Origin of the sequence: Parafannyhessea umbonata, from assembly GCF_012844235.1 — a bacterium.
GTDB lineage: Bacteria > Actinomycetota > Coriobacteriia > Coriobacteriales > Atopobiaceae > Parafannyhessea.
This window is the reverse complement of sequence record NZ_JABAGR010000001.1, coordinates 243,381-267,605: the sequence shown is the minus strand read 5'-3', so window position 1 is coordinate 267,605 and position 24,225 is coordinate 243,381. Positions and strand designations below refer to the sequence as shown.

The 24,225-nt window shown below is 67.3% G+C and carries 17 protein-coding genes; 8 read left to right on the top strand and 9 right to left on the bottom strand.

The window, feature by feature from the left end:
• Positions 1-3 precede the first annotated feature (3 nt).
• Both HF885_RS01095 and HF885_RS01090 read right to left on the bottom strand, forming a co-directional pair.
• Positions 4-762: a mechanosensitive ion channel family protein gene (locus HF885_RS01095; protein ID WP_170103132.1), complete on the bottom strand. Its 759-nt coding sequence runs from the start codon at positions 760-762 to the stop codon at positions 4-6.
• Between the two features lie 12 nt (positions 763-774).
• Positions 775-3,450 carry an ATP-dependent helicase gene (locus HF885_RS01090; protein WP_235927225.1) on the bottom strand — a complete coding sequence of 892 codons (2,676 nt, stop codon included), beginning with the start codon at positions 3,448-3,450 and terminating at the stop codon, positions 775-777.
• A gap of 249 nt (positions 3,451-3,699) precedes the next feature.
• On the opposite strand from HF885_RS01090, the gene HF885_RS01085 reads away from it, so the two are divergent.
• From HF885_RS01085 to HF885_RS01060, 6 genes are all read left to right on the top strand, one after another.
• A complete protein-coding gene (locus HF885_RS01085; protein WP_170103131.1) occupies positions 3,700-3,912 on the top strand; it encodes a (2Fe-2S)-binding protein in 213 nt (70 codons plus the stop codon).
• Between the two features lie 159 nt (positions 3,913-4,071).
• Positions 4,072-6,108 carry a heavy metal translocating P-type ATPase gene (locus HF885_RS01080; RefSeq protein ID WP_328804299.1) on the top strand — a complete coding sequence of 679 codons (2,037 nt, stop codon included), beginning with the start codon at positions 4,072-4,074 and terminating at the stop codon, positions 6,106-6,108.
• A gap of 167 nt (positions 6,109-6,275) precedes the next feature.
• Positions 6,276-7,319, top strand: a complete 1,044-nt coding sequence (gene cbiM, locus HF885_RS01075) for a cobalt transporter CbiM (RefSeq protein WP_170103129.1) — start codon at positions 6,276-6,278, stop codon at positions 7,317-7,319.
• Positions 7,312-8,157, top strand: a complete 846-nt coding sequence (locus tag HF885_RS01070; protein ID WP_170103128.1) for an energy-coupling factor transporter transmembrane component T — start codon at positions 7,312-7,314, stop codon at positions 8,155-8,157. Before cbiM ends, HF885_RS01070 begins: the two co-directional genes overlap by 8 nt.
• Positions 8,158-8,910 (top strand): energy-coupling factor ABC transporter ATP-binding protein, encoded by a 753-nt coding sequence (locus tag HF885_RS01065; protein WP_206109711.1) that lies wholly within the window; start codon positions 8,158-8,160, stop codon positions 8,908-8,910.
• Between the two features lie 1,491 nt (positions 8,911-10,401).
• Entirely contained in the window at positions 10,402-11,208 is an 807-nt protein-coding gene (locus HF885_RS01060) for a MerR family transcriptional regulator (protein WP_170103127.1), read from the top strand.
• Positions 11,209-11,318: 110 nt separating this feature from the next.
• Here HF885_RS01060 and HF885_RS01055 read toward each other — a convergent pair whose 3' ends face one another.
• Positions 11,319-12,272, bottom strand: a complete 954-nt coding sequence (locus tag HF885_RS01055) for an L-lactate dehydrogenase (protein WP_170103126.1) — start codon at positions 12,270-12,272, stop codon at positions 11,319-11,321.
• 286 nt (positions 12,273-12,558) lie between these two features.
• Between HF885_RS01055 and HF885_RS01050 the strand changes: the two genes are divergently transcribed.
• Positions 12,559-13,380: a bifunctional hydroxymethylpyrimidine kinase/phosphomethylpyrimidine kinase gene (locus HF885_RS01050; RefSeq protein ID WP_328804298.1), complete on the top strand. Its 822-nt coding sequence runs from the start codon at positions 12,559-12,561 to the stop codon at positions 13,378-13,380.
• A 143-nt stretch (positions 13,381-13,523) separates the two neighbouring features.
• Here the strand turns inward: HF885_RS01050 and HF885_RS01045 are convergent, their stop codons facing one another.
• The 6 genes from HF885_RS01045 to HF885_RS01020 form a co-directional block, all read right to left on the bottom strand.
• Positions 13,524-15,809, bottom strand: coding sequence for a dipeptidase (locus HF885_RS01045; protein WP_170103125.1), 2,286 nt, complete (start codon positions 15,807-15,809; stop codon positions 13,524-13,526).
• Between the two features lie 237 nt (positions 15,810-16,046).
• Positions 16,047-17,726, bottom strand: coding sequence for an energy-dependent translational throttle protein EttA (ettA, locus tag HF885_RS01040; protein ID WP_170103124.1), 1,680 nt, complete (start codon positions 17,724-17,726; stop codon positions 16,047-16,049).
• Positions 17,727-17,865: 139 nt separating this feature from the next.
• The gene (locus tag HF885_RS01035) at positions 17,866-18,195 is read right to left on the bottom strand and encodes a hypothetical protein (protein ID WP_170103123.1); all 330 of its coding nucleotides are present in this window, start codon (positions 18,193-18,195) and stop codon (positions 17,866-17,868) included.
• A gap of 109 nt (positions 18,196-18,304) precedes the next feature.
• Positions 18,305-20,371: an FtsX-like permease family protein gene (locus HF885_RS01030; protein ID WP_170103122.1), complete on the bottom strand. Its 2,067-nt coding sequence runs from the start codon at positions 20,369-20,371 to the stop codon at positions 18,305-18,307.
• Positions 20,361-21,140: an ABC transporter ATP-binding protein gene (locus HF885_RS01025; protein ID WP_170103121.1), complete on the bottom strand. Its 780-nt coding sequence runs from the start codon at positions 21,138-21,140 to the stop codon at positions 20,361-20,363. Before HF885_RS01025 ends, HF885_RS01030 begins: the two co-directional genes overlap by 11 nt.
• A 188-nt stretch (positions 21,141-21,328) precedes the next feature.
• Positions 21,329-22,246, bottom strand: a complete 918-nt coding sequence (locus HF885_RS01020; protein ID WP_170103120.1) for an AraC family transcriptional regulator — start codon at positions 22,244-22,246, stop codon at positions 21,329-21,331.
• 115 nt (positions 22,247-22,361) lie between these two features.
• Here HF885_RS01020 and HF885_RS01015 point away from each other — a divergent pair, with 115 nt between their 5' ends.
• A complete protein-coding gene (locus HF885_RS01015) occupies positions 22,362-23,573 on the top strand; it encodes an MFS transporter (RefSeq protein WP_170103119.1) in 1,212 nt (403 codons plus the stop codon).
• Positions 23,574-24,225 lie beyond the last annotated feature (652 nt).

Below are 24,225 nucleotides of genomic sequence, written 5' to 3'. Positions count from 1 at the left end.
CTCCTATTCCTGTGCGCCGGCCGCGTCCGCCAGCCACGGCCTTCCCTGCAGCACGCGCGTCACGCGGTCCTGCGCCGTGCCAAACGCCACGTCCGGCCTCACGTGCAGCCACACCGTGCCGTGGGTGCCGTACGCGTCGAAGCCCGAAAACGTCACGCCCACCTCAAACGCGTCGTCCGCAAGCTCGCCCAAGGCCTCCGTCGCCAGGCGCGCCACCTCGTCGCTCACGCGCGCGAGGTCCGCGTCGGGGCGCACCAGCACTTCCACGCCGCAGCACCCCAGCGAGGACGCCCCCTTGCGCGTGAACGCGGTCTTGTTCAGCACGCTGTTGGGAATCACCTGGTCGTTTCCCAGCCGGTCGCGCACGATGGTGCTGCGCCAGTTCACGTCCGTCACGAATCCCTCGAAGCCGCCGACGGACACGTAGTCGCCCGGCTGCACCACCTTGCCCAGCATGAGCCCCAGCCCGCTGAACACGTTCGACACCGTGTCCTGCAGGCCAAACGACAGCACGACGGACGTGACGCCCAAGGCGGCCACGAACGCCGTCGCCTTGATGCCAAACACGGGCTCCAGCACGGAGAGCAGCCCAAACGCCCAGATCACGCCGCGGATGATGTTCACGAATATCGACGCGGACGGTATGGACGAGGCGTCCAGCACGCGCCTGGTCACGCGGGTGACGCCGCGGTCCACCACAAGCGTCACCGCGGCGGCCACGGCCAGGTACACGACCTTCCACACGATCGCTGTCCAGTCCATCAAGGCCTCCCGCTAGCCGATCCTCACGATGGGCGCGAAGCCCTTCATGAGCTTCTTCGTCTTGCCGGTCCGCGTGAAGTACACGGTGATCGTGTCGCCGGACGCCTCCTTCACGACGCCGGGCCCAAACGTCTTGTGCGACACCTGGTCGCCGGGCGCAAACGTCTCCTCAGCCTTCTTGCGGTCGCGCACGGGCGCTGACGCCGCCGGGCGAGAAGAGCCCGCCCCCGCGCCCGCGGACGCGCCGCCCATCGGGCGCCCCGGCCAGCTGGGAGCCGCGGTGCCGCTTGGCCTGGCGCCGCCGGTCGAGCGCGTGTGGCTGCCGAACACGTGGCCTCCGTACACCTCGGACCCGCGACCCGATCCGTACGTGCCGTGGCGGTCGCCGCGCTTCTCCCATCCCACGCCGCTGAAGCCGGACGACCCCACGCCGATGGCGTTCACGTCCTCGGGCGGAATCTCGTTCAGGAAGCGGCTGCGCGGGTTCGTCTGCACGGAGCCAAACATGCGGCGCGTCACGGCGTACGTCAGGTACAGCCTCCGCTCCGCGCGCGTGATGGCCACGTACGCAAGGCGGCGCTCCTCCTCGATGGACTCCGCGTCGCCCTCGTGCGCGCGGTGCGGGAAGATACCCTCCTCCATGCCGGCCACGAACACCACGGGAAACTCCAGGCCCTTCGCAGAGTGGATCGTCATCATCGTGATGGCGCTCGACTGCCCCGCGAGCGAGTCGAGGTCGGACCTCAGGGCCAGCCACTCCATGAACGCGGGGAGCTTCTCGGCCGCCACCGGAGGAAGCCCGCCCGCGCCCTGCCCGTCTGTCCCGGCCGCCGGCGCAGCCGCAGCCGCGCCGCCGTCGAGCGCGCCGGCCTCGCGCAGCTGCTCCAGGCTCTCCAGCGTCGCCGCCGCGTCCTCGTGCGTCTCGTCGAACTCCTGCGCGACGCCAAAGAACTCCTTGATGTTCTCGACCCTGCCGTCGGCCTCCATGGTCTGCTCCGCCTCGAGCGCCTGGATCAGGCCGGTGCGGTCGATGATCATCTGCACCACGTCTGCCAGGTCGCCGTCGAAGTGGCGCGCCGCCTCGATCGCGTTCGTGAAGCCGGCAAGCGAGTTCCTGGCCTTCGCGCTCAGGACGCCCGGCTCCGTGACGCACGCCTCCGCGGCCGAGAAGAACGATATCCCACGCTCGGCGGCGTAGGCGCGGATGCGGTTGACGGACGTGGTCCCCAGCCCGCGGCGCGGCGTGTTGATGACGCGCAGCGCGCTGACGTCGTCGTCCGGGTTCACGACGAGCTTGAGGTAGGCCATCACGTCGCGGATCTCGGCGCGGTCGAAGAAGCGCGTGCCGCCCACGATCTTGTACGGGACGCCCGCGCGCAGGAACATGTCCTCGAGCGTGCGCGACTGCGCGTTCGTGCGATAGAACACGGCGACGTCGTCGTAGCTCGTGCCGCGGTCGTGCAGCTTCTCTATCTCGCTGCCGATCCAGCGTCCCTCGTCGCGCTCGTCCGCGGCCTGGAACACCTCGATCTTCTCGCCGTCGCCACGGTCCGTGAACAGGCGCTTCTGCTCGCGGCGCGAGTTGTTGCGCACCACGGCGTTCGCGGCGTTCAGGATGTGGCCGGTAGACCGGTAGTTCTGCTCCAGCTTCACCACCTCGGCGTCCGGGTAGTCCTTGCGGAAGCTCAGGATGTTCTTGATGTCCGCGCCGCGCCAGCTATAGATGGACTGGTCGTCGTCGCCCACGACCATGAGGTTGCGGTACTTCTTCGCAAGCAGGTTCGTGATCGCGTACTGCACGGCGTTCGTGTCCTGGTACTCGTCCACGCTGATCTGGCGGAAGCGCTCCTGGTAGCGGTCGAGCACCTCCGGCTCCTTGCTCAGGAGCTCGAACGTCTTTATCAGCAGGTCGTCGAAGTCCATAGCGTTCGCGCGGGCAAGGCGCCGGTCGAGCTCCGCGTACACGCGCGCCGCCGCGCGCTCCACGGGCGACTGCGCCTGCGAGGACATTTCCTCCGCGGAGACGAGCGCGTTCTTCGCCTGGCTGATCTTGGAGCGCACCGCCGGCAGCGGGCACTGCTTCGAGTCGAGGTCGAGGTCGCTCATGATGCTCTTGACCAGGCGCTTCGAGTCGTCGTCGTCGTAGATCGTGAAGTTTGGCTTGTAACCCAGAAGGTCGGCGTCCTCGCGCAGCATGCGCACGCACATGGCGTGGAACGTGCAGATCCACATGCCGCGCGTGCCGCCGGGCAGCACCTTGCCCAGACGCTCGCGCATCTCGGCCGCGGCCTTGTTGGTGAACGTGATGGCCAGCACCTGCCACGGGCGCACGCCCTCGTCCGCGATCATGTGGGCGATGCGGTACGTGAGCACGCGCGTCTTGCCGGAGCCGGCGCCGGCGAGCACCAGGAGCGGGCCGCGCGTGCACTCCGCCGCCTTGCGCTGCGCGGGGTTGAGGCCGTCCAGGTCGACGGTCGGGCGCGCGGGTGCCGTCGGCACGGGCGCGGGGTCGTCCGCGGGAACGTAGTCCGCGGGGGCCCAGGCGTCCGCGGGGGCGCCGTCCTGTGCGCCCACGTCGCCGTACGCGTCGAGCGGCACCTCCTCCGGCGCGAGCGCAGGCGCGGGCACGCCCTGGCCCGCAGGGCCTCCCATCAGCGAAAAGAGCGATTGTTGCACGTCTTGGGGCATGTACTTCTCCTCCAGCGTCTTGTTTGTCCTGAATGAGTCTAGCGCAGCCGGGCGACGCGAATGCCTCCCTGCGGAATACCTCCGCACGATTTGCCGGCGCGCAGCCGCGCCGCCGCGCCGCCCCTTGGGTTGCCGTGGGTTTGGCGAATGCGCGTGCGGCCGCGGCCGCGTCCGCTATCATGTCCCCAACCGCGCGCCGGACGCCACAGGCGGCCCGGCGCGACAGGCACGCGACGGACGGGAGCCCGCATGAGGATGACGAAGAAGTTCTGCAACTGCCGCGACGTGACGTACGCGGACATCATGGCGGCCATGCGCGCCGGCGCCGCCACGGCGGAGGAGGTCTCGGCCGCCACGGGCGCGGGCACGGGCTGCGGGCGGTGCCGCGAGGCGCTGGACTTCGTGGTGCGCGACTTTGCGGAGGAGCTCCGGGCCGAGAGGGACGGCTCCCTGGGGCTGTAGCGCCCGCGTTGCCGCACACCGGCAGGCCGCGCTTCTCGCCTTGCGGCGCTTGACAACCACATGAGCAGATGCAACACTTTCACCAGTAGTTATGAATGTCTGTTCATGTGTTCAAGTCTTGCGCGCACGCGTCGCGCGCAACGCGAGGAGGGATGTGCCGTGTCCTGCAAGTGCTGCTCTTCCACAGAGGACGAGTCCTGCCGCCACCACGAGGGGGACGATGCCGAGCGCGACGCGTCGTGCGGCTGCCGCCCGGCTGGCGCAGACGCGGACGCCGAGGTCGATCGCGACGACGATGACGAGGATGATGATGACGACGAGGACCCTGCCGTCCTGCGGAAGAAGATCGTCGCGTCCGCGGTGCTTCTGGTGGTGGCCGTGGCCATAAACCACGCGGCCGCGCTGCCGCTGTGGGTCCAGCTCGCCACCTACCTGCCCGCCTACCTGGTGGCGGGCCTAGGCGTCCTGCGCGAGGCCGCGGAGTCCGTCGCGGCGCGCCGGCCGTTTGACGAGGACTTCCTCATGTCCGTCGCGACGCTGGGCGCGCTGCTCATAGGCTTTGTGCCGGGCGGCGAGCCGCAGTTTGCCGAGGCCGTGTTCGTGATGCTCTTCTTCCAGGTGGGAGAGCTGTTCGAGGGCATGGCGGAGGAGAGCTCGCGCCGCTCCATCCGCGAGCTGATGCAGATTCGCCCCGACGTGGCGTACGTGGAGCGCGACGGCGAGGTAGTTGCCGCAGACCCCAACGACGTTACGGTGGGCGACGTGATGGTGGTGCGCCCGGGCGAGAAGATCGCGCTGGACGGCGTTGTGATCGAGGGCCAGACGAGCCTTGACACCGTGGCCCTGACCGGCGAGAGCGTGCCGCGCGACGCCGGCGTGGGAGACGACGTGGCGTCCGGCTGCGTGAACCTGACGGGGCTTTTGCGCGTGCGCGTGACGAGGGGCTTTGGCGAGTCCACGGCGAGCAGGATCATCGACCTGGTGCAGAACGCGAGCCGCAGCAAGTCGCACTCCGAGAACTTCATCAAGCGCTTCGCGCGGGTGTACACCCCGGTCGTGGTGTACCTGGCCGTGGCCGTCGCGCTGGTGCCGCCGATCTTCTCGCCCGACTTCGTGGCGGCGCTTCCCACGTGGGTGCTACGCGCGCTCACGTTCTTGGTGGTGAGCTGCCCGTGCGCGCTGGTGCTCTCTGTGCCGCTGACGTTCTTTGGCGGGATCGGCGGGGCGTCGCGCCACGGCATCCTGGTGAAGGGCTCCAACTACCTGGAGGCTCTTGCGAAGGCGCAGACCGTGGTGTTTGACAAGACGGGCACGCTCACGAAGGGCACGTTCAAGGTGACGCAGGTGCACCCGTCCAACATGACGGACGAGGAGCTCCTGCACCTGGCCGCGCACGTGGAGGCGAACTCCACCCACCCGATCGCCGCGGCGCTCAGGCTGGCGTTTCCGCTGGACGATGACGACTGCGTCGTGAGCGACGTGACTGAGGAGGCCGGCCGCGGCGTCTTGGCCACCGTGAACGGGCACCGCGTGGCCGTGGGCAACGCCACCCTGATGCGCGAGGTGGGGGCCGCGCCGGAGACCTGCCACACGCTGGGCGGGTCGGTGGTGCACGTTGCCGTGGACGGCGCATACGCCGGGCACGTGCACGTTTCCGACGAGGTGAAGCCGGATGCGGGGCAGGCCATCCGCGCGCTGAGGGAGCAGGGGGTGCGCCGCACGGTCATGCTAACGGGCGACCGCGAGGTGACGGCAGAGGTGGTGGCACGCGAACTTGGGATCGACGAGTTCCACGCCGAGCTTCTGCCCCAGGACAAGCTCGACCAGGTGGAGGGGCTGATGGACTCCCGCGAGGAGGACGCGACCCTTGCGTTCGTGGGCGACGGCATAAACGACGCGCCCGTGCTCGCCCGCGCGGACGTGGGCATTGCGATGGGCGCCATGGGGTCGGACGCCGCCATCGAGGCCGCGGACGTGGTGCTTATGGACGACAAGCCGTCCGACGTGGCCGTGGCCATGCGCATCGCCCGCCACACGCTGCGGATAGCCCACCAGAACATAGTGTTCGCGGTCGCGGTGAAGGTCGCGATCCTGGCGCTGGCCGCCGTGGGCCTGGCCCCCATGTGGCTTGCGGTCTTTGGCGACGTGGGCGTGATGGTGCTGTGCGTGCTGAACGCTACGCGCGCGCTGAGGTAGCGCCGGCGCGTCGTTTGGGGTCATGCGGACTTCCTTTGGGGCGGGCCGGACGGGGACGGCACTCGCACCCCATGATACCCGCGCGGCCGTCACTCGCGCTAGAATGGCCTAACGCGCACCGCGCGACACCAGCAGCCCTTTGCAACCGCCCGCCCCGAAGGAGCGTCATGCACATTCCGGAGAACTACCTGAGCCCGTCCACCTGCGGCGTGTTTGCCGTTGCCATGGTGCCCCTGTGGATGCGCGCCGCGCGCCACGTGCGCGAGGAGGTGCCGCGGCAGAAGATGCCGCTCGTGGGGGTGGCCGCGGCGTTCTGCTTTCTGGCGATGATGTTCAACATCCCGCTACCCGGCGGCACCACCGGCCACGCCGTTGCGGGGACGCTGGTGGCAATCCTGTTTGGGCCGTGGACGGCGACCTTGGCCATAAGCATGGCGCTGGCGATACAGGCCGTCATGTTTGGCGACGGGGGCATCCTGGCGCTGCCGGCGAACTGCTTCAACATGGCGTTTGTGCTGCCGATGTGCGGGTATGCCGTGTACGTCCTTCTGCGCGGGCGAGAGGAACGGCACAGCGACGCCGCGGGCACGGGCCTTGGGCGCGAGCTCGTCGCGGCCGGCGTGGGCTCCTACGTGGGCATCAACGCCGCCGCCCTGTGCGCGGCCATCGAGTTTGGCGTGCAGCCGCTGCTGTTTTCGGACGCGGCAGGACGCGCCCTGTACTGCCCGTACCCGCTGTGGGTCTCTGTTCCGGCCATGCTCGCGGGGCACCTGACCGTGTGGGGCGCCGCGGAGGTGGTGTTCACCGTCGGCATCCTGGCGTTCGTGCGGAGGGTGGCCCCGGACTTTGGCCTGGGGAGCCTTGCGGGCGACGACGTGCGGGTTGCCCCGGCGCGCGCGACGCGTCCCGTGCTCGCCCTGGTGGCGGCGCTTGCCGTGCTGACGCCGCTTGGGCTTCTGGCGACAGGCGACGCCTGGGGCGAGTGGTCCGTGGGCGACCTTGCCGCGCAGGTGGGGTACACCCCCGCCGGCATGGCGCACGGCTGGGAGTGGGCGTCGCTCATGCCGGACTACTCGCTGGGCGCGCTGCCGGCGTGGCTGGGCTACGTGCTGAGCGCCGCGGTCGGCGTGGCCGCGCTGCTCGTTGCGTTCAGGCTGCTTGGGGCGCAGGCCCCCTCCCGCGTGGACTTTGGGCCGCGCCACGATGGCTAGCGAGGGCGACGGGCGCGGAGCGGAGCGCGCGGGTCTCCCCGCGTGGCTCATGCGCAACGAGGCGTACGAGCCCCCGCGCGAGCGGGGAAGCTTCGTGACGAAGAGCTTGCTGGGCATGACGGGGGTGCTCGCGCGCATGCGCCTGGACGACGGGCGCGAAGGGCCGCTGAGCCCCTCCGCCCCGCTGAAGCTTCTGCTGGGTCTTGCGACGATTCTACTGACCTCTCTCTGCCGCAACTACGCCTTCGTGCTGGTGGTGCTGGCGCTCGCCCTTGCGCGCGCCGCGTTGTTGCCCGCGCGGGCGCTGAGGCGCACGGCCGCCGTCGCCGGGGTCGCGTCCGCGCTCACGTTTGCGGTGATGCTGCCCGCGACGCTTTTGGGGCAGGCGCACTCCGCGGTGCTGCTGGGCACGAAGGTGCTGGTGACGACCACCGTCGCCATGGAGGTGACGCTCACCACGGCCGCGGGCGAGCTTACTCGCGCCCTGCGCACGCTGCGCGTGCCGGCCACGGCCGTGCTGACGCTCGACCTTGCGCTGCACAGCATAGTGGACCTGGGCCGCGTGGCGACCGAGGTGCTGTGCGCGCTTCGCCTGAGGAGCGTGGGGCGCGACCACGACAAGAGGTCTTCCATAGGCGGCGTGGGCGGCGTGCTCCTGCTGAAGGCAGGCAGGTCCGCGGCCGAGACGGCGGACGCGATGGCCTGCCGCGGCTTCGACGGCTCCTATGACGTGACGCCCGAGCGCCCCCGCCCGCACCAGCGCGCGGTTGACTGCGCGTGGCTGCTGGGAGCGGCCGTTCTTCTCGCCCTCTTCTTCTATCTGCAGGGACTGGTCTAGATGCATCCTGACGTTCACCCACAGAGCCTCCACCATCCGCACGCCACGGACGCGCGGCCGGCGCTCATGCACTTTGACGACTTCTGCTTTGCCTACGACGACGTGCCCGTGCTGCGCCACATCGACCTTGAGATCGACACGGGCGACTCCGTGGTGCTGATGGGCGACAACGGGTCGGGGAAGTCCACGCTGCTGCGCGCAATGAGCGGGCTGATCCACCCGCAGGTGGGGACGTACCGCTTTGACGGTCAGCTGGTGGACGCCGCCTCCATGCGCGACCCGGGGTTCAGCCGCCGGCTGCACCAGCGGGTGGGGTTCATCTTCCAGGACAGCGACAGCATGCTCTTCACGGCGAGCGTGGAGGACGAGGTGGCGTTTGGGCCGTCCCAGATGGGGCTCTCTGCGAAGGAGGTCGCCGGGCGCGTGGACGACTGCCTGGGGCTTTTGGGAATCGCCCACCTGCGCGGGCGCGCGCCGTACAACCTCTCTGGCGGAGAGAAGAAGAAGGTGGCCATAGCGAGCGTTCTGGCCATGAACCCCGAGGTGCTGTGCCTGGACGAGCCGATGGCCGCGCTGGACGCCCGCACGCAGGAGTGGCTGCTGGGATTTCTGAAGCAGCTGAAGCGCGCCGGCAAGACGCTGGTGGTGGCGACGCACGACCAGTCGCTTGCGGACGAGCTGGCGGACTACTTTGTGTACATGGGCGACTTCCACGGGTATGCCGACCGGCCCCACGTGCACGTGAACGAGTAGCGGGCGGGGGCGGGGGCGCCGCGGGTACGCACCCGGTCCCAGTTCGCACGATTCCGCAAGGTCGTGGCAGGTGCGTGCGGGGGCGCCGGGAGCGTGGGTACGCACCCGGCCCCAGTTTGCGCGAATCCGCAATCTCGCCCCCGGTGTGTTGCAGAAAGCGAGGCCCCGTGCCACGAAGTCGCGGGTGTGCTTCGCGAGATGCGAGAATCCCCCGGGTGTGCTACGCCCGCGTTTGGTTCGATTCCACATGATCGCAGGTAGGATGCACGAGCCATAACTCGTTTAACCATCACCGCGTCACACACCGCGGGGTTCCCGCCACGGCGGCCCCCGGGGCACAACGCACCCGGCCCGAGCTTGCACGATTCCGCAAGGTCGGCCCGGGTGTGTGCGGGCGGAGCCGGGCCCCGGGTACACACCCGCGCCGAGTTTGCAAGCTTCCGCAATGTCGCCCCCGGTGCGTGCGGGCGCGACCGAGGCCCCGGGTACACACCCGCGCCGAGTTTGCAGGGGGTCCGTAAACTCGGACCTCACGATTACGGACGGTGTTGTACCCCGGTACACTCCTGCCGTGAGTTTGCAGGGCCGGCGTAAACTCGCGCCCCACGAGTACGGGCGGCGCTGCGCCTCGGTACACATCGGCCGCGAGTTTGCACGCCCGCACGAAACTCGGACCCCACGAGTACGGACAATGCTTTGCGCCGATATACACCTGAGCCGAGTTTGCACGGTTGCACGAAACTCGGGGCAGGCGGGTACCGGGAGGCGCCCCCGCGGTACACGCCTGCCCCCAGTTCGCGGGCAGGCCGCAAACTCGCCCCTCATGTGTACGGGAGACGCGCCTCGCCGGTACACGTGTGGCAGAAACGTACGGGATCCCGCAAACTCGCGGCCGACGTGTGCCATAAGAATTCTTACCATGGCAGGAACCCGCCGATGTGTACCGGAAAATGCAAACTCGGGTCAGACGTGTACCATGAGTAATTAGTCTAATTCCACATAGCATGAGGTAGATGAGCTGCGCGATCAAAGTCTTAACGAACGACCCGGTACACATCTCGCAGTTCCTGACATGGTTCAACTTTCGATGGTACTCGTCTGACCCGAGTCTACGGCTTCTTGCCAAGAGCGCGCCCATGTGTACCGGCCCGGTACACATCAGCCGCGAGCTTGCATGCCCCCGCGAAACTCGGCGGCGACGTGTACGGGCACATCAACTCGGGGCTCACGTGTACTGACGACCGCCAGCACCAGCACCGACGCCGCGCCCGCACCGCCGCCCGCGCCAACACCGTCACCAGCGTCGCCCATGTGCCAACGCCGCGCACGCGCCGGGGACCACGTGGCGACGCCACCTAAATCGCGTTGCTCTCAGACGGGCGCATCGCACCCTTTCCTTCCCCGCCCCCCGCAAAATTCGCGCTTGCACCCAACGTAACGTAGGGGTTTACCATCGCATTGTGACGGCGGGACGACATGGGAGCGCAGCGCATGGAAAGCAGGGGCAGGGACGGCAAGCGCGCGGAGGCGCCCGAGCGCACGTACTCCGTGGGAGAGTTCGCCTCGCTCACGGGCGTGACGGTGCGGACGCTCTACCACTACGAGAGCCTCGGTCTCCTGCACCCGCGTCGCCTGCCAAACGGCTACCGACAATACGGCCGCGCCGACGTCGACCGCATGCAGCAGATCCTCATCCTGCGCGAGCTTGGCATGGGGCTTTCGGACATCGAGCGGAACCTGGACGTGCCGCCGGCACAGCGGCGCCAGACGCTCCGGCACCACCTTGAGCAGCTCAGGCGTCAGAGGGAGCGCCTGGACAGAATAATCACGAGCGTCGAGGCGACGCTCGCGGAGCTGGACGGAGGAAACACCATGAGCGCGGACGAGAAGTTCGAGGCATTCAAGCAGGAGCTCGTCGACGCAAACGAGCGAGAGTACGGACAGGAGGTTCGCGGGCGCTGGGGCGACGAGGCCGTGGACACGTCGAACCAACGCCTGATGGGCCTCAGCCGCGCGGACTTCGAGCGCGCCCAGAAGCTGGAGGGCGACGTCCGCAGCGAGGTGCTCGCGGGCCTCGCGGACGGCGATGCCGACGGGTCCCACGGCGCGGCCGCGGCGTCCGCGCACGCGGCATGGCTGCGCCTCTTCTGGCCCGAGGGCACGTTCAGCCCCCAGGCGCACGCCGGCCTTGCCCAGATGTACCTGGCAGACAACCGCTTCCGCGCCTACTACGACGCCTGGGCGCCCGGCGCGACGGAGTTCCTCGTGCGGGCAATAGAGCGCTCGGCCGGTCACTAGTCGCGCGCCGGTGGCGCCTACACGTCACCGGCGCGTCGCGTCACCGACGCGCGTCACCTACACGGCCCCGGCGCGCGGCGGCCCCGCCCGGGCGCCCCTCACGCGCCGTCCTACGCGTCGAGCTTCCCGTAGAACGAGGTCAGCAGCTCTGCGGACTTGTGCAGAGCCTCCAGCTCGTCCTTCTGCAGGTCAATCTCCACGATCTCCTTCACGCCGGTGTGGTCCAGGATCGCCGGGACGGATAGGTACGTGCCGCTAAGCCCGTACATGCCGTCCACGCGCACGGACACCGGCATGATGCTCTTCTCGTCCAGAAGGATGGACTTCGCTATGGCCGTCACGCTCGCGCCGATGCCGTAGCAGGTGTTACCCTTGCGGCTGAACACGTCCCAGCCGGCCTGCACCGTGCGCTTGCGCAGGTCCTCGCGGGTGGTGCCGCGCGTGCGCGGCGCGTTGTCGCGCAGGACGTCGTCCACGCGCTTGCCGCCGATGGTCGCGCTGTTCCAGCTCACGATCTCGGAGTCGCCGTGCTCGCCCAGCACGAACGCCTCCACGCTCGCGGGCGCGAGGTCGTACATCTGCGACAGCGCGCGGCACAGGCGCGCCGTGTCCAGGTTGGTGCCAGAGCCTATCACGCGCTCCGCGGGAAGTCCGCTCACGCGCCACGTGTAGTAGGTCATGATGTCCACCGGGTTCGACACCACGATGAAGATGCCGTTGAAGCCAGAGGCCATCACGCTCTGCACCACCTCGCGCACCACGTGCAGGCTGGGCTTCAGCATCTCAAGGCGGTCGTTCGAGTCCTTCGGCATGGGCGCGGCAGCCGTAATCACCACGATGTCGGCGTCGGAGCACTCCTCGTAGCCGCCCGCGTGAACCCTCATGTTGCGGTTCATGAAGTAGACGGCATCCTGCATGTCCAGCGCCTGGCCTACGGCGACCTCCTTGTTGATGTCGATGAGGCAGACGTCCTCGCAAAGCCCCTGGCTCACGATGCTGAACGCGGTGGTGGATCCCACGTTGCCCGCGCCGACGATTACGACCTTCGAGTTCCTGAAGCTCATATGCACCTCGCTTGTCTTGGTTGGTTCAGGCACCTGTCGATGCGGTCGCGAGCGCAGCCGCACGACGCCTGCCATGCTTGCACAAACGGGTGCGCACGGGTGCCTCGTACGGCAAACGTCTCAGCGACAACACAACCGATCGCACGTCTTCGTGCCGCGAGAAGGACGTTGGTACCGACCGCGGCCCATACCCAACACCAGCCTGCCCGTTCTGCGAACGTTTCGCGCGGTGGCGCAACTTGCCGTATGCTTGTGCACGATTGCAACCTGCGAAGGAAGGCCGGTCGTGGAAGACCAGATCCTGCTCATAAACGACATGTGCGGCTACGGCAAGGTGGCGCTCGCCGCCATGCTGCCCGTGCTCACCCACATGGGGTACCGCATCCACAACCTGCCGACGGCGCTGGTTTCGGACACGCTCAACTACCCCAAGTTCTACATCCAGGACTGCACGGAGTACGTCCGCAACACGCTCCCCATCTGGGACGAGCTCGGCTTCACGTTCGACGCGATCTCGACCGGCTTCATCCAGAGCGAGGAGGAGTCCCGCATCATCGCGGACTTCTGCGAGCGCCACGCCGCCAAGGGCACGAGCATCTTCGTGGACCCCATCATGGCGGACCACGGCCGCCTGTACGCCGGCATCCCCAAGACCACCATCGGCCTCATGCGCAGGCTCGTCTCGCTCGCGGACTACACCGTGCCCAACTACACCGAGGCGTGCCTGCTCACGGACACCCCCATCGACCTGGAGCGCGGCGTTTCTCGCCCAGAGGCGGAGCGCCTCGTGGACGGCATCCGCAAGATTGGCGCGCGCTCCGTCGTGATCACGAGCGCGCTCGTGGAGGGTCGCCCCATGGTCATTGGCTACGACCACCTGCTTGGCGAGCGCTTCGCCCTGCCCATCCAGATGGTGGACGTGTACTTCCCCGGCACGGGCGACATATTCTCGTCCGTCATGATCGGCCACGTGCTGCACGGCATGCCGCTGGCCCAGGCCACGTCGCGCGCGATGGAGGCGGTGCGCAAGCTCATCGTGCGCAACCAGTACCAAGAGGACAAGTCGCGCGGCATCCCCATCGAGACCTGCCTGGACGCGCTGGACTAGCCCCGCCCCGGGCGCTCGCGGGCGAGAAGGACGCGCCCCTTGGACAAGGCCCAACTGCAGATGCACACAAAAGCGGCCCCGGAGCGTGAACTCCGGGGCCGCCGTCTTACCATGTCAGGAGGCCACTCCTCCGTCTGGAGCCGCTACTCGCGGTTGCGCTTGCGCACCACGAGGGCGATTGCAACGATCGCGACGCCGGCGATGGCGATCGCGACGGGAACCATCGCGTTGTTGGTGTCGCCGGTCGAGACGAGCCTGCCGGATGCGGCCTTTGCCGGGCTCTTCTTGCTGGGCGCGGTGCTGCCGTTTGCGTTGTTGTTGCTAGCGTTAGCGTTGCCGTTACCAGCATTGGCGTTGTTGTCCTTGTTGTCCGCGCTCGGCTTGTCGTCGGGCTTCGGCTCCGGCTGCTTCTCCTTCACCTTGATCGTCGCAGCCTCGGACGTGACGGACTCGCCGTTCTGGCTGTTCGTGACGGTGCACTGGTACTCGAACGTTCCCACCTTGGAGGTGTCCACGGAGCACGTGGAGCTCTGGCTTGCAATGCCGGGGGCGGCAGCACGCGCCATCGGCTTCGCAGCCGCGGCCTTCGCGGAGGCGTCGGCGGTGTCGGACTTGACCGTCCACTTGTAGGTCAGGTACTGGTCGGAGCCGGCGACGCCGTCGGGAATGGTGGCCGTCACCTTGAGGTCAGCGGCCTTGTCACCCTTCTCGTACGTGGCGCTCTGCGGCTGCTCAGTAATCTGCGGAGCAACGGCCGCGGTTGCATAGCGAATCGGGGCCTTCAGGTCGCCCTTCGCGGCGTCGAGGTCGCTCGGCACGAAGTCGCCATTCATACCGCCGTTCACATAGGTGCGCATCTCGTCCAGCAGCGCCTTCGCCTTGGCGTAGGTCTCCTTGCTCGCCTGCTCGAAGAGCTTGTTCGCAAGTTCGGTGCGCTTATCGGACGGGGTCTTCTGCATTTCGGCATCCGCGGCATTCTGCTGCGATATGAGTTCCTTCTGCAGGGCGTCCAGGTAGGCGCGGGTGGGGACTGCGAGCTTGTCGCGGTATTTGTATGCAAGGGTGTTGATGTCCATCAGCACGTAGTCGAGCGAGCCGTTGTCGGTCGAAGCGTCGAGGGCTGCATTGACGTTGTCCCTCTCGTAGGCGTCGCCGGTGTGGTCCTCGCTGAAGCTGTGGATGTCGGGATAGATGGTCTTGTCCACCTCGGTCAGCAGCGCGGAGTACACGGGCACGGCCACGCTGAACTCGGCGCGGGACAGCGCCTCCCACTGGACGGTCGCGATGTCAGAGGTGAGGCCGCTCCTGATCTGGAACATGTGGGTCTCGACCGTGCGGTTGTTGCCGATGGCATACAGCTTGGAGTTCGTGTTCGCGTTCAGGTCGCTCGTCTGCTCGCCGCGAGCAGCGTAGGAGCGCAGCGCCTGGAACAGGCCAACCTTACCGGACGGGGCAAAGAGCAGCTCCGGGTCAGAGATCGAGGTCACGCCCTGCCAACCGGAGGCGGTGAAGTCCTTCGTGTACGTGCCGTCCGCGAGGGGGTTGCCAAAGTACGCGCGACCCTGTGCGTAGCGGGTGTTCTGCGCGATGCCCTCGTCCTGGCCGTAGGACGTGGCGACGTCCAGCTGGCCGTCGTCGAAGTACTTGGCGGTACCGGCGTCCTTTGCGACCTTCTCCAGGTTGGCGGAGTGCAGGCAGACGAGGCTGTCCCCAAGGTCCACGTCGAACTTCAGGTTGCTCATGTTCGGGTTCACGGAGACCTTGTCCGGCGCGATGGCCGTCAGGTTTACCGCGCACCACTGGTGTCCGGAAAGCTGCATGAAGACCCAGGTCTCTGCGCTGTCCGCGATGATGATCTGGTTGCAGTCGTAGCTGCCATTCTTGTCGATAATCTCGCCCAGCAGCTTCACGCCGTCACGGGCGGTAGCGGCGCAGCCCAGCACGACGTCGGGAATCGTGTACTCGCCGATGCCGGAGGGGTCGTTGCTGTCCTCGGAGCCGCAGGGGTCGACGGCCTTGACCTTGTCGTTGTAGCCGGTGGTCAGCGTGGCAGAGACGCTCACGCCCTTCGCGTTGGTGCCGGCCTCGGAGTACGCGTCGTCGCGTCCGTCCCAGCCAGAGGGGAGGTCGCGCACGTACGTGTGGCGATACGTCGTGCCGTCAAACGTCCACTCGAAGTTGGACTCGTCCGAGCTGAACTTGGGGTTCGTAACGCTCTCCTGAATGCCGAACGCCTTGGGATGGCGGTTCGCGTAGTCCTCCGAGCGGCCTACGTACGTGTCGCCGGTGTCCGTGACGCCCTTGCCCATGTAGATCTGGGTGCACGCGAGTGCGCCCGTGGGCATCGCCATCACGATGGCGGCGGCCACCGTCATCGTGCGGCCGAAGCGCCTGAAGCGACCGAGCGCCCCTGAGTGGATCTTTCTCATAAAGCCTCCCCGATTCCTTGCGACGCGGCAGAGTCCCGCGCCAAACGTTATAACCAGCAGACGTATCGTCCCACGGCACGAACATCCTGTAAAGCGGCTTAAACGCGTGTGACGCAATGCAGACGGTAAGCGGAAACATACGAAACTAAACGAGAAGGACCTGCCCACTCCGTCGTAGGACAGGTCCAAAACAACAGGTCTATGCAATACCCAGGCAGGCGCCGCCGCCGGCGCCCCCTAGTCGCGCGTCAGCTTGCGGTGCAGGCGGTGCGGCTTGGAGAGGTCCGGACCCAGGCGCTTCACGCGGTCCTTCTGGTAGTCCTCGAAGTTGCCCTCGAACCAGTGCCACGCGCCGGGGTTCTCGTCCGTTCCCTCCCACGCAAGGATGTGCGTGCAGATGCGGTCCATGAACCAGCGGTCGTGGCTCGTGATCACGCAGCAGCCGGGAAACTCCAAGAGCGCCTCCTCCAGGCTCTCCAGGGTCTCGGTGTCGAGGTCGTTCGTCGGCTCGTCCAGAAGCACCAGGTTTCCGCCCTGGCGCAGGGTCAGGGCCAGGTTCAGCCTGTTCCTCTCGCCGCCAGAAAGCACGCCGGCGCGCTTCTGCTGATCGGTTCCCTTGAAGCCGAACGCGCTCACGTACGCGCGGCTCGGGATCTCCTGCTTGCCCACGGTGATGTAGTCGTTGCCGCCGCTCACGACCTCCCACACCGTCTTCTGCGGGTCGAGCCCCTCGCGGTTCTGGTCCACGTAGGAGAGCTTCACCGTCTCGCCCAACTCGAGCGAGCCGGAGCTCACGGGCTCCTGCCCCACGATCATCTTGAACAGGGTCGACTTGCCCACGCCGTTCGGGCCGATGACGCCCACGATGCCGTTGCGCGGCAGGCTGAAGCTCAGGTCGTCAATCAGCACACGGTCGCCAAACGCCTTGTGCAGGTGGCTCGCCTCGAGCACCTTGTTGCCCAGGCGCGGGCCCACGGGAAGGTGGATGTCGGTGTAGTCGACCTTCTCGGCACGCGCCGCCGCGGCCTCCATCTCCTCGTACGCCGCGAGGCGGGCCTTGCTCTTCGCCTGGCGGGCCTTCTGCGAGCTGCGCACCCACGCGAGCTCGTCGCGCATCTTCTTCGCGCGCTTCGCGTTCTGCTTGGACTCCATCTCCAGGCGGGCGGACTTCGTCTCCAGGTACGTGGAGTAGTTGCCCTTGTACGGGTACAGCGTGCCGCGGTCGACCTCGCAGATCCACTCCGCCACGTTGTCCAGGAAGTAGCGGTCGTGCGTGACGGCCAGGACGGCGCCCTGGTAGTTCTTCAGGAACTGCTCGAGCCACAGCACGGACTCCGCGTCCAGGTGGTTGGTGGGCTCGTCCAGAAGCAGCAGGTCCGGCGCCTCCAGTAGCAGCTTGCAGAGCGCGACGCGGCGGCGCTCGCCGCCGGAGAGGTGCTCAACGGGCTCGTCGCCGTCAGGGCACTGCAGCGCGTCCATCGCCTGCGACAGCTGGCTGTCGATGTCCCAGCCGTTCGCGGCGTCGATCTCGTTCTGGAGCTCGCCCATCTCGGCCATGAGCGCGTCGAAGTCCGCGTTGGGGTCGCCCATCTCCTCGCCGATCTTGTTGAAGCGGTCCACCTTCGCGAGGATGTCGCCAAACGCCATCTCGATGTTCTGCTTCACGGTCTTCGAGTTGTCCAGCGGCGGCTCCTGCAGGAGGATGCCCACGGAGTAGCCGGGCGAGAGGCGCGTCTCGCCGTTGCTGATGTCCTCGATACCGGCCATGATCTTGAGCAGCGTGGACTTGCCCATGCCGTTGGGGCCCACGACGCCGATCTTCGCGCCAGGGAAGAAGCCCATGGTCACGTCGTCCAGGATGACCTTGCCGTCGAACGCCTTGCGGACCTTCTCCATCTGGTAGATGAACTCTGCCATCTGTCTTGCTCCTATCTGGCGCGAGAGCGCCTGCGGGGTGAGTCCTGCCAGTATCCCATACGCCCCACGCACAAGAAAGGGGTCGCGCCACGGCACCGCGGCGCGACCACCAATTCTTCTTTCCGTCGCCGCGCGGGCGCTATCCCATGACGAGGCGCAGCACGAGCAGCACGACCATGATGACGAGAAGGACGAGGGCGACGCGCATGAGGTAGCCCTTGGTGCCGAAGCGGCGCATGTTGTCCTGGACGCCGGAGAGGTCCGTCATGCCGTTCGCGACGTCGCCGAGGCCCTCCGCCACGGACTTCGGGTCCTCTTCCTCCTCCATAGGCACGTACCCTATCCGCGGGTTGCCGGTGAAGATGCGCCCGCCGCTCGTGACCACGTACTCGGTACCGTCGTCGTCCAGGCGCGTGACCTCGCCCATCAGACGCTTGCCCTGCCACACGAAGCTCCTGCCACCAGGCATGCCGACCGCCTTTCCCAGATTGCATGTTCCTAAGGAATGCTACAGCAATCCGCGGCCGGCGCGCACGGGACGCTCCGACCGCGGATGCGCGGGGCCTATGGGAGGGCGGCTACTCGCGGCGCCGGGCCTTCTCGCCCAGGACGCCGCGCGCCATGCCGTACGTGAGGAGGAAGTAGCCTCCATACAGCACGAGGACGATGGCCATGGTGATGCCAAGGGGGCGCAAAAAGTCGAGCACGCCCAGGGTCTTGATGACGCTGCCGAGGACGCCGAGCGCCACGTAGGAGTGCGCGAGCGCCACGACGAGCGGGAACAGGAAGTACGTGGCGATCTGCATGAGGATGGCGTGGTTGACCATGCCGCGCTCGGCACCGAGGTCGAAGAGCACCCGGTAGCGCGGTGCGCTTTCCGCCACGTCGCTGAGCTGCTGGATGGCGAGGATCGCCGCGCAGCTGACGAACAGGACGAAGCCGATGTAGAGCGCAAGGTAGCCGATGATGGCGGTGAGGCCGACGGCCTCCTCCTTTGCGGAGGACTTGGACTGCGCCTCGAACAGCAGCCCCGGCTGGTGCGCCCTCGCGACCTCCTTGTACAGGCGGGCCTCTGCGCGGGAGTCCCTGGCCTTCACGTTGAGGTAATTGGAGAAAGACTCGAGCTGGGCACGCTTGGACTCGAGGACGCCGTCTGGCACAACGATCGTACCGACGCTGGTGTTGACGGCGTTCGAGTACTCCATCGTGGTGCGGCGCGCACGCAGGCGCATGGTGGTGCCGAGGAAGTCGAAGCCGTCACTCTTGACGGCGACGCGCTGCCAGAAGCCGACCATGTTGGTCATGTCCGTGGTCACGAGGGCCTCGTTGGCCTTGAGGACGACCGGCTTCTCTCCGCGCAGGGCGAGGATCGCGTTGTACTGCGAGAGCGAGGTGACGTGGATGGGGACCTTGCCGAGGGAGTTTGTATACTTGGTAAAGCTGTCAGGAACCTCGACGTCGGTGTCCCCGCGCAGCGCGGCCAGGCTCAGGCGCATGCTGGAGTCCGTGTAGAGGTCGATGCGGGCGGAGTCCGCGACGAGGGAGTCCCAGTCTGGCACGGATGCTTTGAGGAGCTTTTCCATCTCGCTGCCACTGGCGCCTTGGGTTGTCTCGACCGAGGCGGAGGCGTCATCGGTGGCCTGGGGATACATGGCGACGCTCACGTCGTAGTGGGTGATGGCGCTCACGCTCTGGTTGATGGAGCTGACGAGGGCAAAGCCGCCGCACGTGGACGTGATGGCAAGGAAGAGCGCCGCGCACACGATGGAGATGGAGACCCAGACGCTATTGACGCGGCTGGAGAGCTGTCGCAGCGTGAACATGTTGAGACCGTGCAGGTAGAAGCCGCGTGCGGACTGCCCCAGGCGCAGCAGGAAGCCCGAGACACTAAAGAACAGCAGAAACGTACCCACGGTGACGAGGGCGGTCGCGAGGTTGAAACGCCAGTCGATCACGTACATTCCGTTCACGCGCAGCTCGTGGTACGCGACGCCGATGAGCACGAGCGAGACGACGAACAGCGCGACGGAAAGCGGCAGGTTGCGGACGAGGCTCTTCTCGCCCTTGCGGTCCGCGTTCATGAGGTCGATGAGCTTGAAACGCGAGACCTCGAGCACGTTGAGGACGCCGACGACGAGGAAGATGATGGCGAAGCTCACGACGGTGTAGACGCAGGCCTGGCTGCTGAACATGAGGCCGAAGCCCGTGACGTGGGTGTTGAACAGGCGCGCCGTAGCGTAGAGCAGCGCCTGTGACAGCAGCACGCCCACGGCGAGGCCGACGACGAGCGCGCCCGCGCCGACGACGAGCGACTCCATCGCGACGATGCCGGACACGTGGCGGCGGTCCATGCCGAGCGTGAGGTAGATGGCGAACTCGCGCTTGCGGCGACGGATGAGGAAGCGGTTGCCGAACAGGACGAGGAACGTAAGGAGCACGGCCACGAAGACGGAGACGGCCCTGATGATCGCGCCGAGCTCCCGCACGATGGTGCTCATGCTGCCCGAGAGGCTGAGCACCGCGCTCTGCTGCGTGACGGAGTTGAACGCGTAGTACACGGCGACGCCGAGCACGAGCGTGAGGAAGTAGATGCCGAAGTCCTTGATGGAGCGACGGACGTTGCCGAGGGCGATCCTAGCGTACATCTGCCGCCTCCCCACCCATGAAGCTCACGACGTCCATGATCTTCTGGAAGAACTGCTGGCGGGACTCGTCGCCGCGCGAGAGCTCGTTGAAGATGCGGCCGTCCTTTATGAAGAGCACGCGGCCGGACCAGCTGGCGGCGTACGAGTCGTGCGTGACCATGAGGATGGTGGCGCCCTGGCGGTTGAGGTCCGCGAGGCTGCCGAGCAGGAGGCGCGAGTTCTTGGAGTCGAGCGCGCCAGTGGGCTCGTCCGCAAGTACGATGGCCGGCCTGGTGACGATGGCACGCGCGCACGCGATGCGCTGGCGCTGGCCACCGGACATCTGGTACGGGTACTTCTTCAGCACGTCCGCCACGTCCAGCATCGCAGCGACCTGCTCCACGCGGCCGGGGATCTCCTTCGGGCTCACGCGGTTGATCGTGAGCGCGAGGGCGATGTTTTCCTCGCCCGTGAGGGTATCGAGCAGGTTGGAGTCCTGGAACACGAAGCCGAGGCGCTCGCGGCGGAAGCGCGAGAGGTCCTTCTGCCTCATGCCGGTGACGTCGCGGCCGTCGACCACGATCTGGCCGGACGTGGGGCGGTCGATGGTGGAGATGCAGTTGAGCAGCGTGGACTTGCCGGAGCCGGACGTGCCCATGATCGCGATGAACTCGCCGGTGCGCACGTCGAAGCTCACGCCGTCGAGCGCCTTCGTCATGGCGGTCCCCATGCCGCGGCCCTTCGAGCCGTAGTACTTCTGCACGTTGTGTACCTGAAGGACGGTTTCCATGTTCTTCTCCTTTTGCCGGACGGGTCCGGCGTTGCGTCTTTGGGCATGACATGCCGTCGGTTTGCATGCTCATGGTGTCATGCCGCGCGCCGGGCAGCCATAGGCCAAGGTGACGGAAACCTTACGGTCTTGTAAGGTTGGGCGAAGGCCGGGACGAAGGTTGCGGACAGGGCTGTCCGGGGCGTGCGTCACGCCCGCGTGGCGGGGTGTGCGGACGCCACCCGCCGGCGCCACTCGCGCGGGGTGCAGCCAAAGCGTCCGCGGAAGCGCAGGGAGAAGTTCGACGCGGACCGCATGCCCACGCGACCAGCCACCTGCGCAATCGGCTCGTCCGGGCTTTCCGCGAGGATGCGCGCGGCATGCTCGAGGCGCTGCCCCATGAGATATGCGGAGGGCGTGGTGGAGAGCTCCTCCCTGAAGCACCTGAGCGCCTCGCGCTCGCCGATGCTCGCCGCGCGCGCGATATCGGTCACACCGATGTCCTCGCCGAGGTGCCCGTCTATGTAGCGGCACATCTCGCGCACGCGAGCGACGGCAGCCCTCTCGTGGCCGCCGGCGGCGTCCTCCCCCGCAAGCTCCAGCACGTCGAGGACGAGGTGCGAGAGCGCGGAGCGCACGTCTATCTCGAAGCCGATGCCGCCCGCCTCGAACGCGGCGACCGCCTCCTCTATGCGGGCGCACGCACGCTGGCCGACGGGCGTCCCCACGGGAAGGACGACGGCGGGATGGGCGTCGTTTCCCACGAGCGGGGCAAGGTACCTGCGCGTTATGGCGAGCGCCTGGCCACCGCCCACGAGGTCCGCCGCGAAGGTGACCGAGCGTATGCGGCACGTGGGCGCGCCCTCGCAGGAGTGGAGCACGTTGCGGTTGACGAACGCGCCGCTGCCCGCGGGAATCACCACCGACCTGCCGGGGACGAGGAGCCGCATGGAGCCCTCGCTCACGACGATGGCCTCGAGCTCCTCGTGCCAGTGCCACGGGACGTCGCAGCCGGGGTTCTGGCTCAAGAGCTCGTCGTAGCCCTCAGCCGGGAAGTCCGGCGATGCGACCTTCACGTCCTCGTGGTCGTCGCTCCCAAGCACGAGGTTGCACCTTGTATAGATCATGGCGCCCTAAATGTCCGATTTGCGATAGTTCTTGGCGCATCCATTGTACATGGCTGTCCGTATCGCGCCTACCATGGCTATGGAAGAAATCACGTTAGAGAAAGGCCCGCACCCCATGACACCTGCACTGCTGGCCATAATCTACCTTTCGTTCGTGAGCCTTGGGCTTCCCGACGGCCTGCTGGGCGCCGCCTGGCCCGCCATGCACTCCGACCTGGGGGCCGCCGTTTCTCTTGCGGGCGCGATATCGGTCGTCATCTGCCTGGGGACCATAGTGTCGAGCCTCATGACCGACAGGCTCGTGCGGCGCCTGGGGACGGGCAGGCTCACCGCCGCGTCCGTGGCCATGACGGCCGTGGCGCTGTTTGGGTTCTCGACGTGCACGGCGCTGTGGCAGCTGGTGCTGTGGGCCATCCCGTACGGCCTGGGCGCCGGCGCCGTCGACGCGGCGCTGAACGCGTTTGTGGCGACGCACTACGCGGCGCGCCACATGAACTGGCTGCACTGCTGCTGGGGCATCGGCGCGGCCATGGGACCGACGGTGATGTCCTGGCAGATGGCGGGTCCCGCCGGCTGGCCGGGAGGCTACCGCGTGGTGGGCGTGGTGCAGGTGGCGCTTGTGGCCGCGATCGCGCTGAGCCTGCCGCTGTGGCACGACCGCGCGGCCGGCGCCGACGCGTCCGACGAGGGGCATGGCAGAGACGGCGTGCCGGCGACGCGGCGGGAGCTGCTCCGACGCCCGGGCGTGCCCCAGGCGATGGTGGGCTTCCTATGCTACTGCGCGCTCGAGTCGTCGTGCGGGCTCTGGGCCTCGACGCTCCTCGTGCTTGGGCACGGGGTTCCCGCCCAGACCGCTGCCCTTCTCGCCTCGCTCTTCTATGCGGGGATCACGGTGGGCAGGCTTCTTTCTGGCGTGCTCACGCTGAGGCTGGACGGAAGGCAGCTGCTGAGGCTGGGCGAGGTCATCATGGCGCTGGGCCTTGCGACGCTGCTGCTTGCACCAGGCGAGCTTGCGTTGGGCGCGGGGCTCGCGCTGCTGGGGCTGGGCTGCGCTCCGATCTACCCGCAGATGATCCAGCTTACGCCCGTGCGCTTTGGCACGGACGGAACGCAGTCGCTCATGGGCATGCAGATGGCGTGCGCGTACGTGGGCTCGATGGCGTTTCCGCCGCTCATGGGCCTCGTGGTAGAGAGGGTGTCCCCGCTTCTGCTGCCGGTTGTGGCCGCTGCGCTGCTTGCGGCGATGACGGTATGCCTTGAGGTCTGCGACCGCCGCGCGGGAGGTGTTGGCGCGAAGGCGGCGGTCGGCGAGCAGGCGGGCCGCTAGGGGTCTGGGCGGGCCGCTAGGGGCCATGCACTCGCCCCTCGCTTGCGTGGACCAGCAGGGTCAGGCCGGGCGCGTGCAGCGGTGCCCAGGCCAAGATGCGCTCCCGGGCACCTTCCCGCGGCTTGCCAGGATCATCTGACCCGAGTGTTCACACGTGCCTTTGAGCCTGGCGAGCTGCGCCTTCGCGTGCCGTGGGGAGGGAGCTGGCAACGTCGCGAACCTTGTCGAACGCCCCCGGTACACTTCTGCCGCGAGTTTGCAGGGCCGGCGTAAACTCGGGCCAGACGAGTACGGTCGGTGCTGCGTGCCGGTACACGTGGGGCAGAAACGTACGGGATCCCGCAAACTCGCGGCCGACGTGTACCATAAATGTTCTAACCATGGCAGGAACCAGCCGATGTGTACCGGAAAATGCAAACTCGGGTCAGACGTGTACCATGAGGAATTAGTCTAATTCCACATAGCATGAGGTAGATGACCTGCGCGATCAAAGTCTTAACGAACTACCCGGTACACGTCTCGCAGTTCCCGACATGGTTCGACTTTCGATGGTACTCGTCTGGCCCGAGTTTGCGGATTCCTGTCAAAAATGCGCCCATGTGTACCGGTCCGGTACACCTCTGCCGCGAGCTTGCAGGGCCCCTGCAAACTG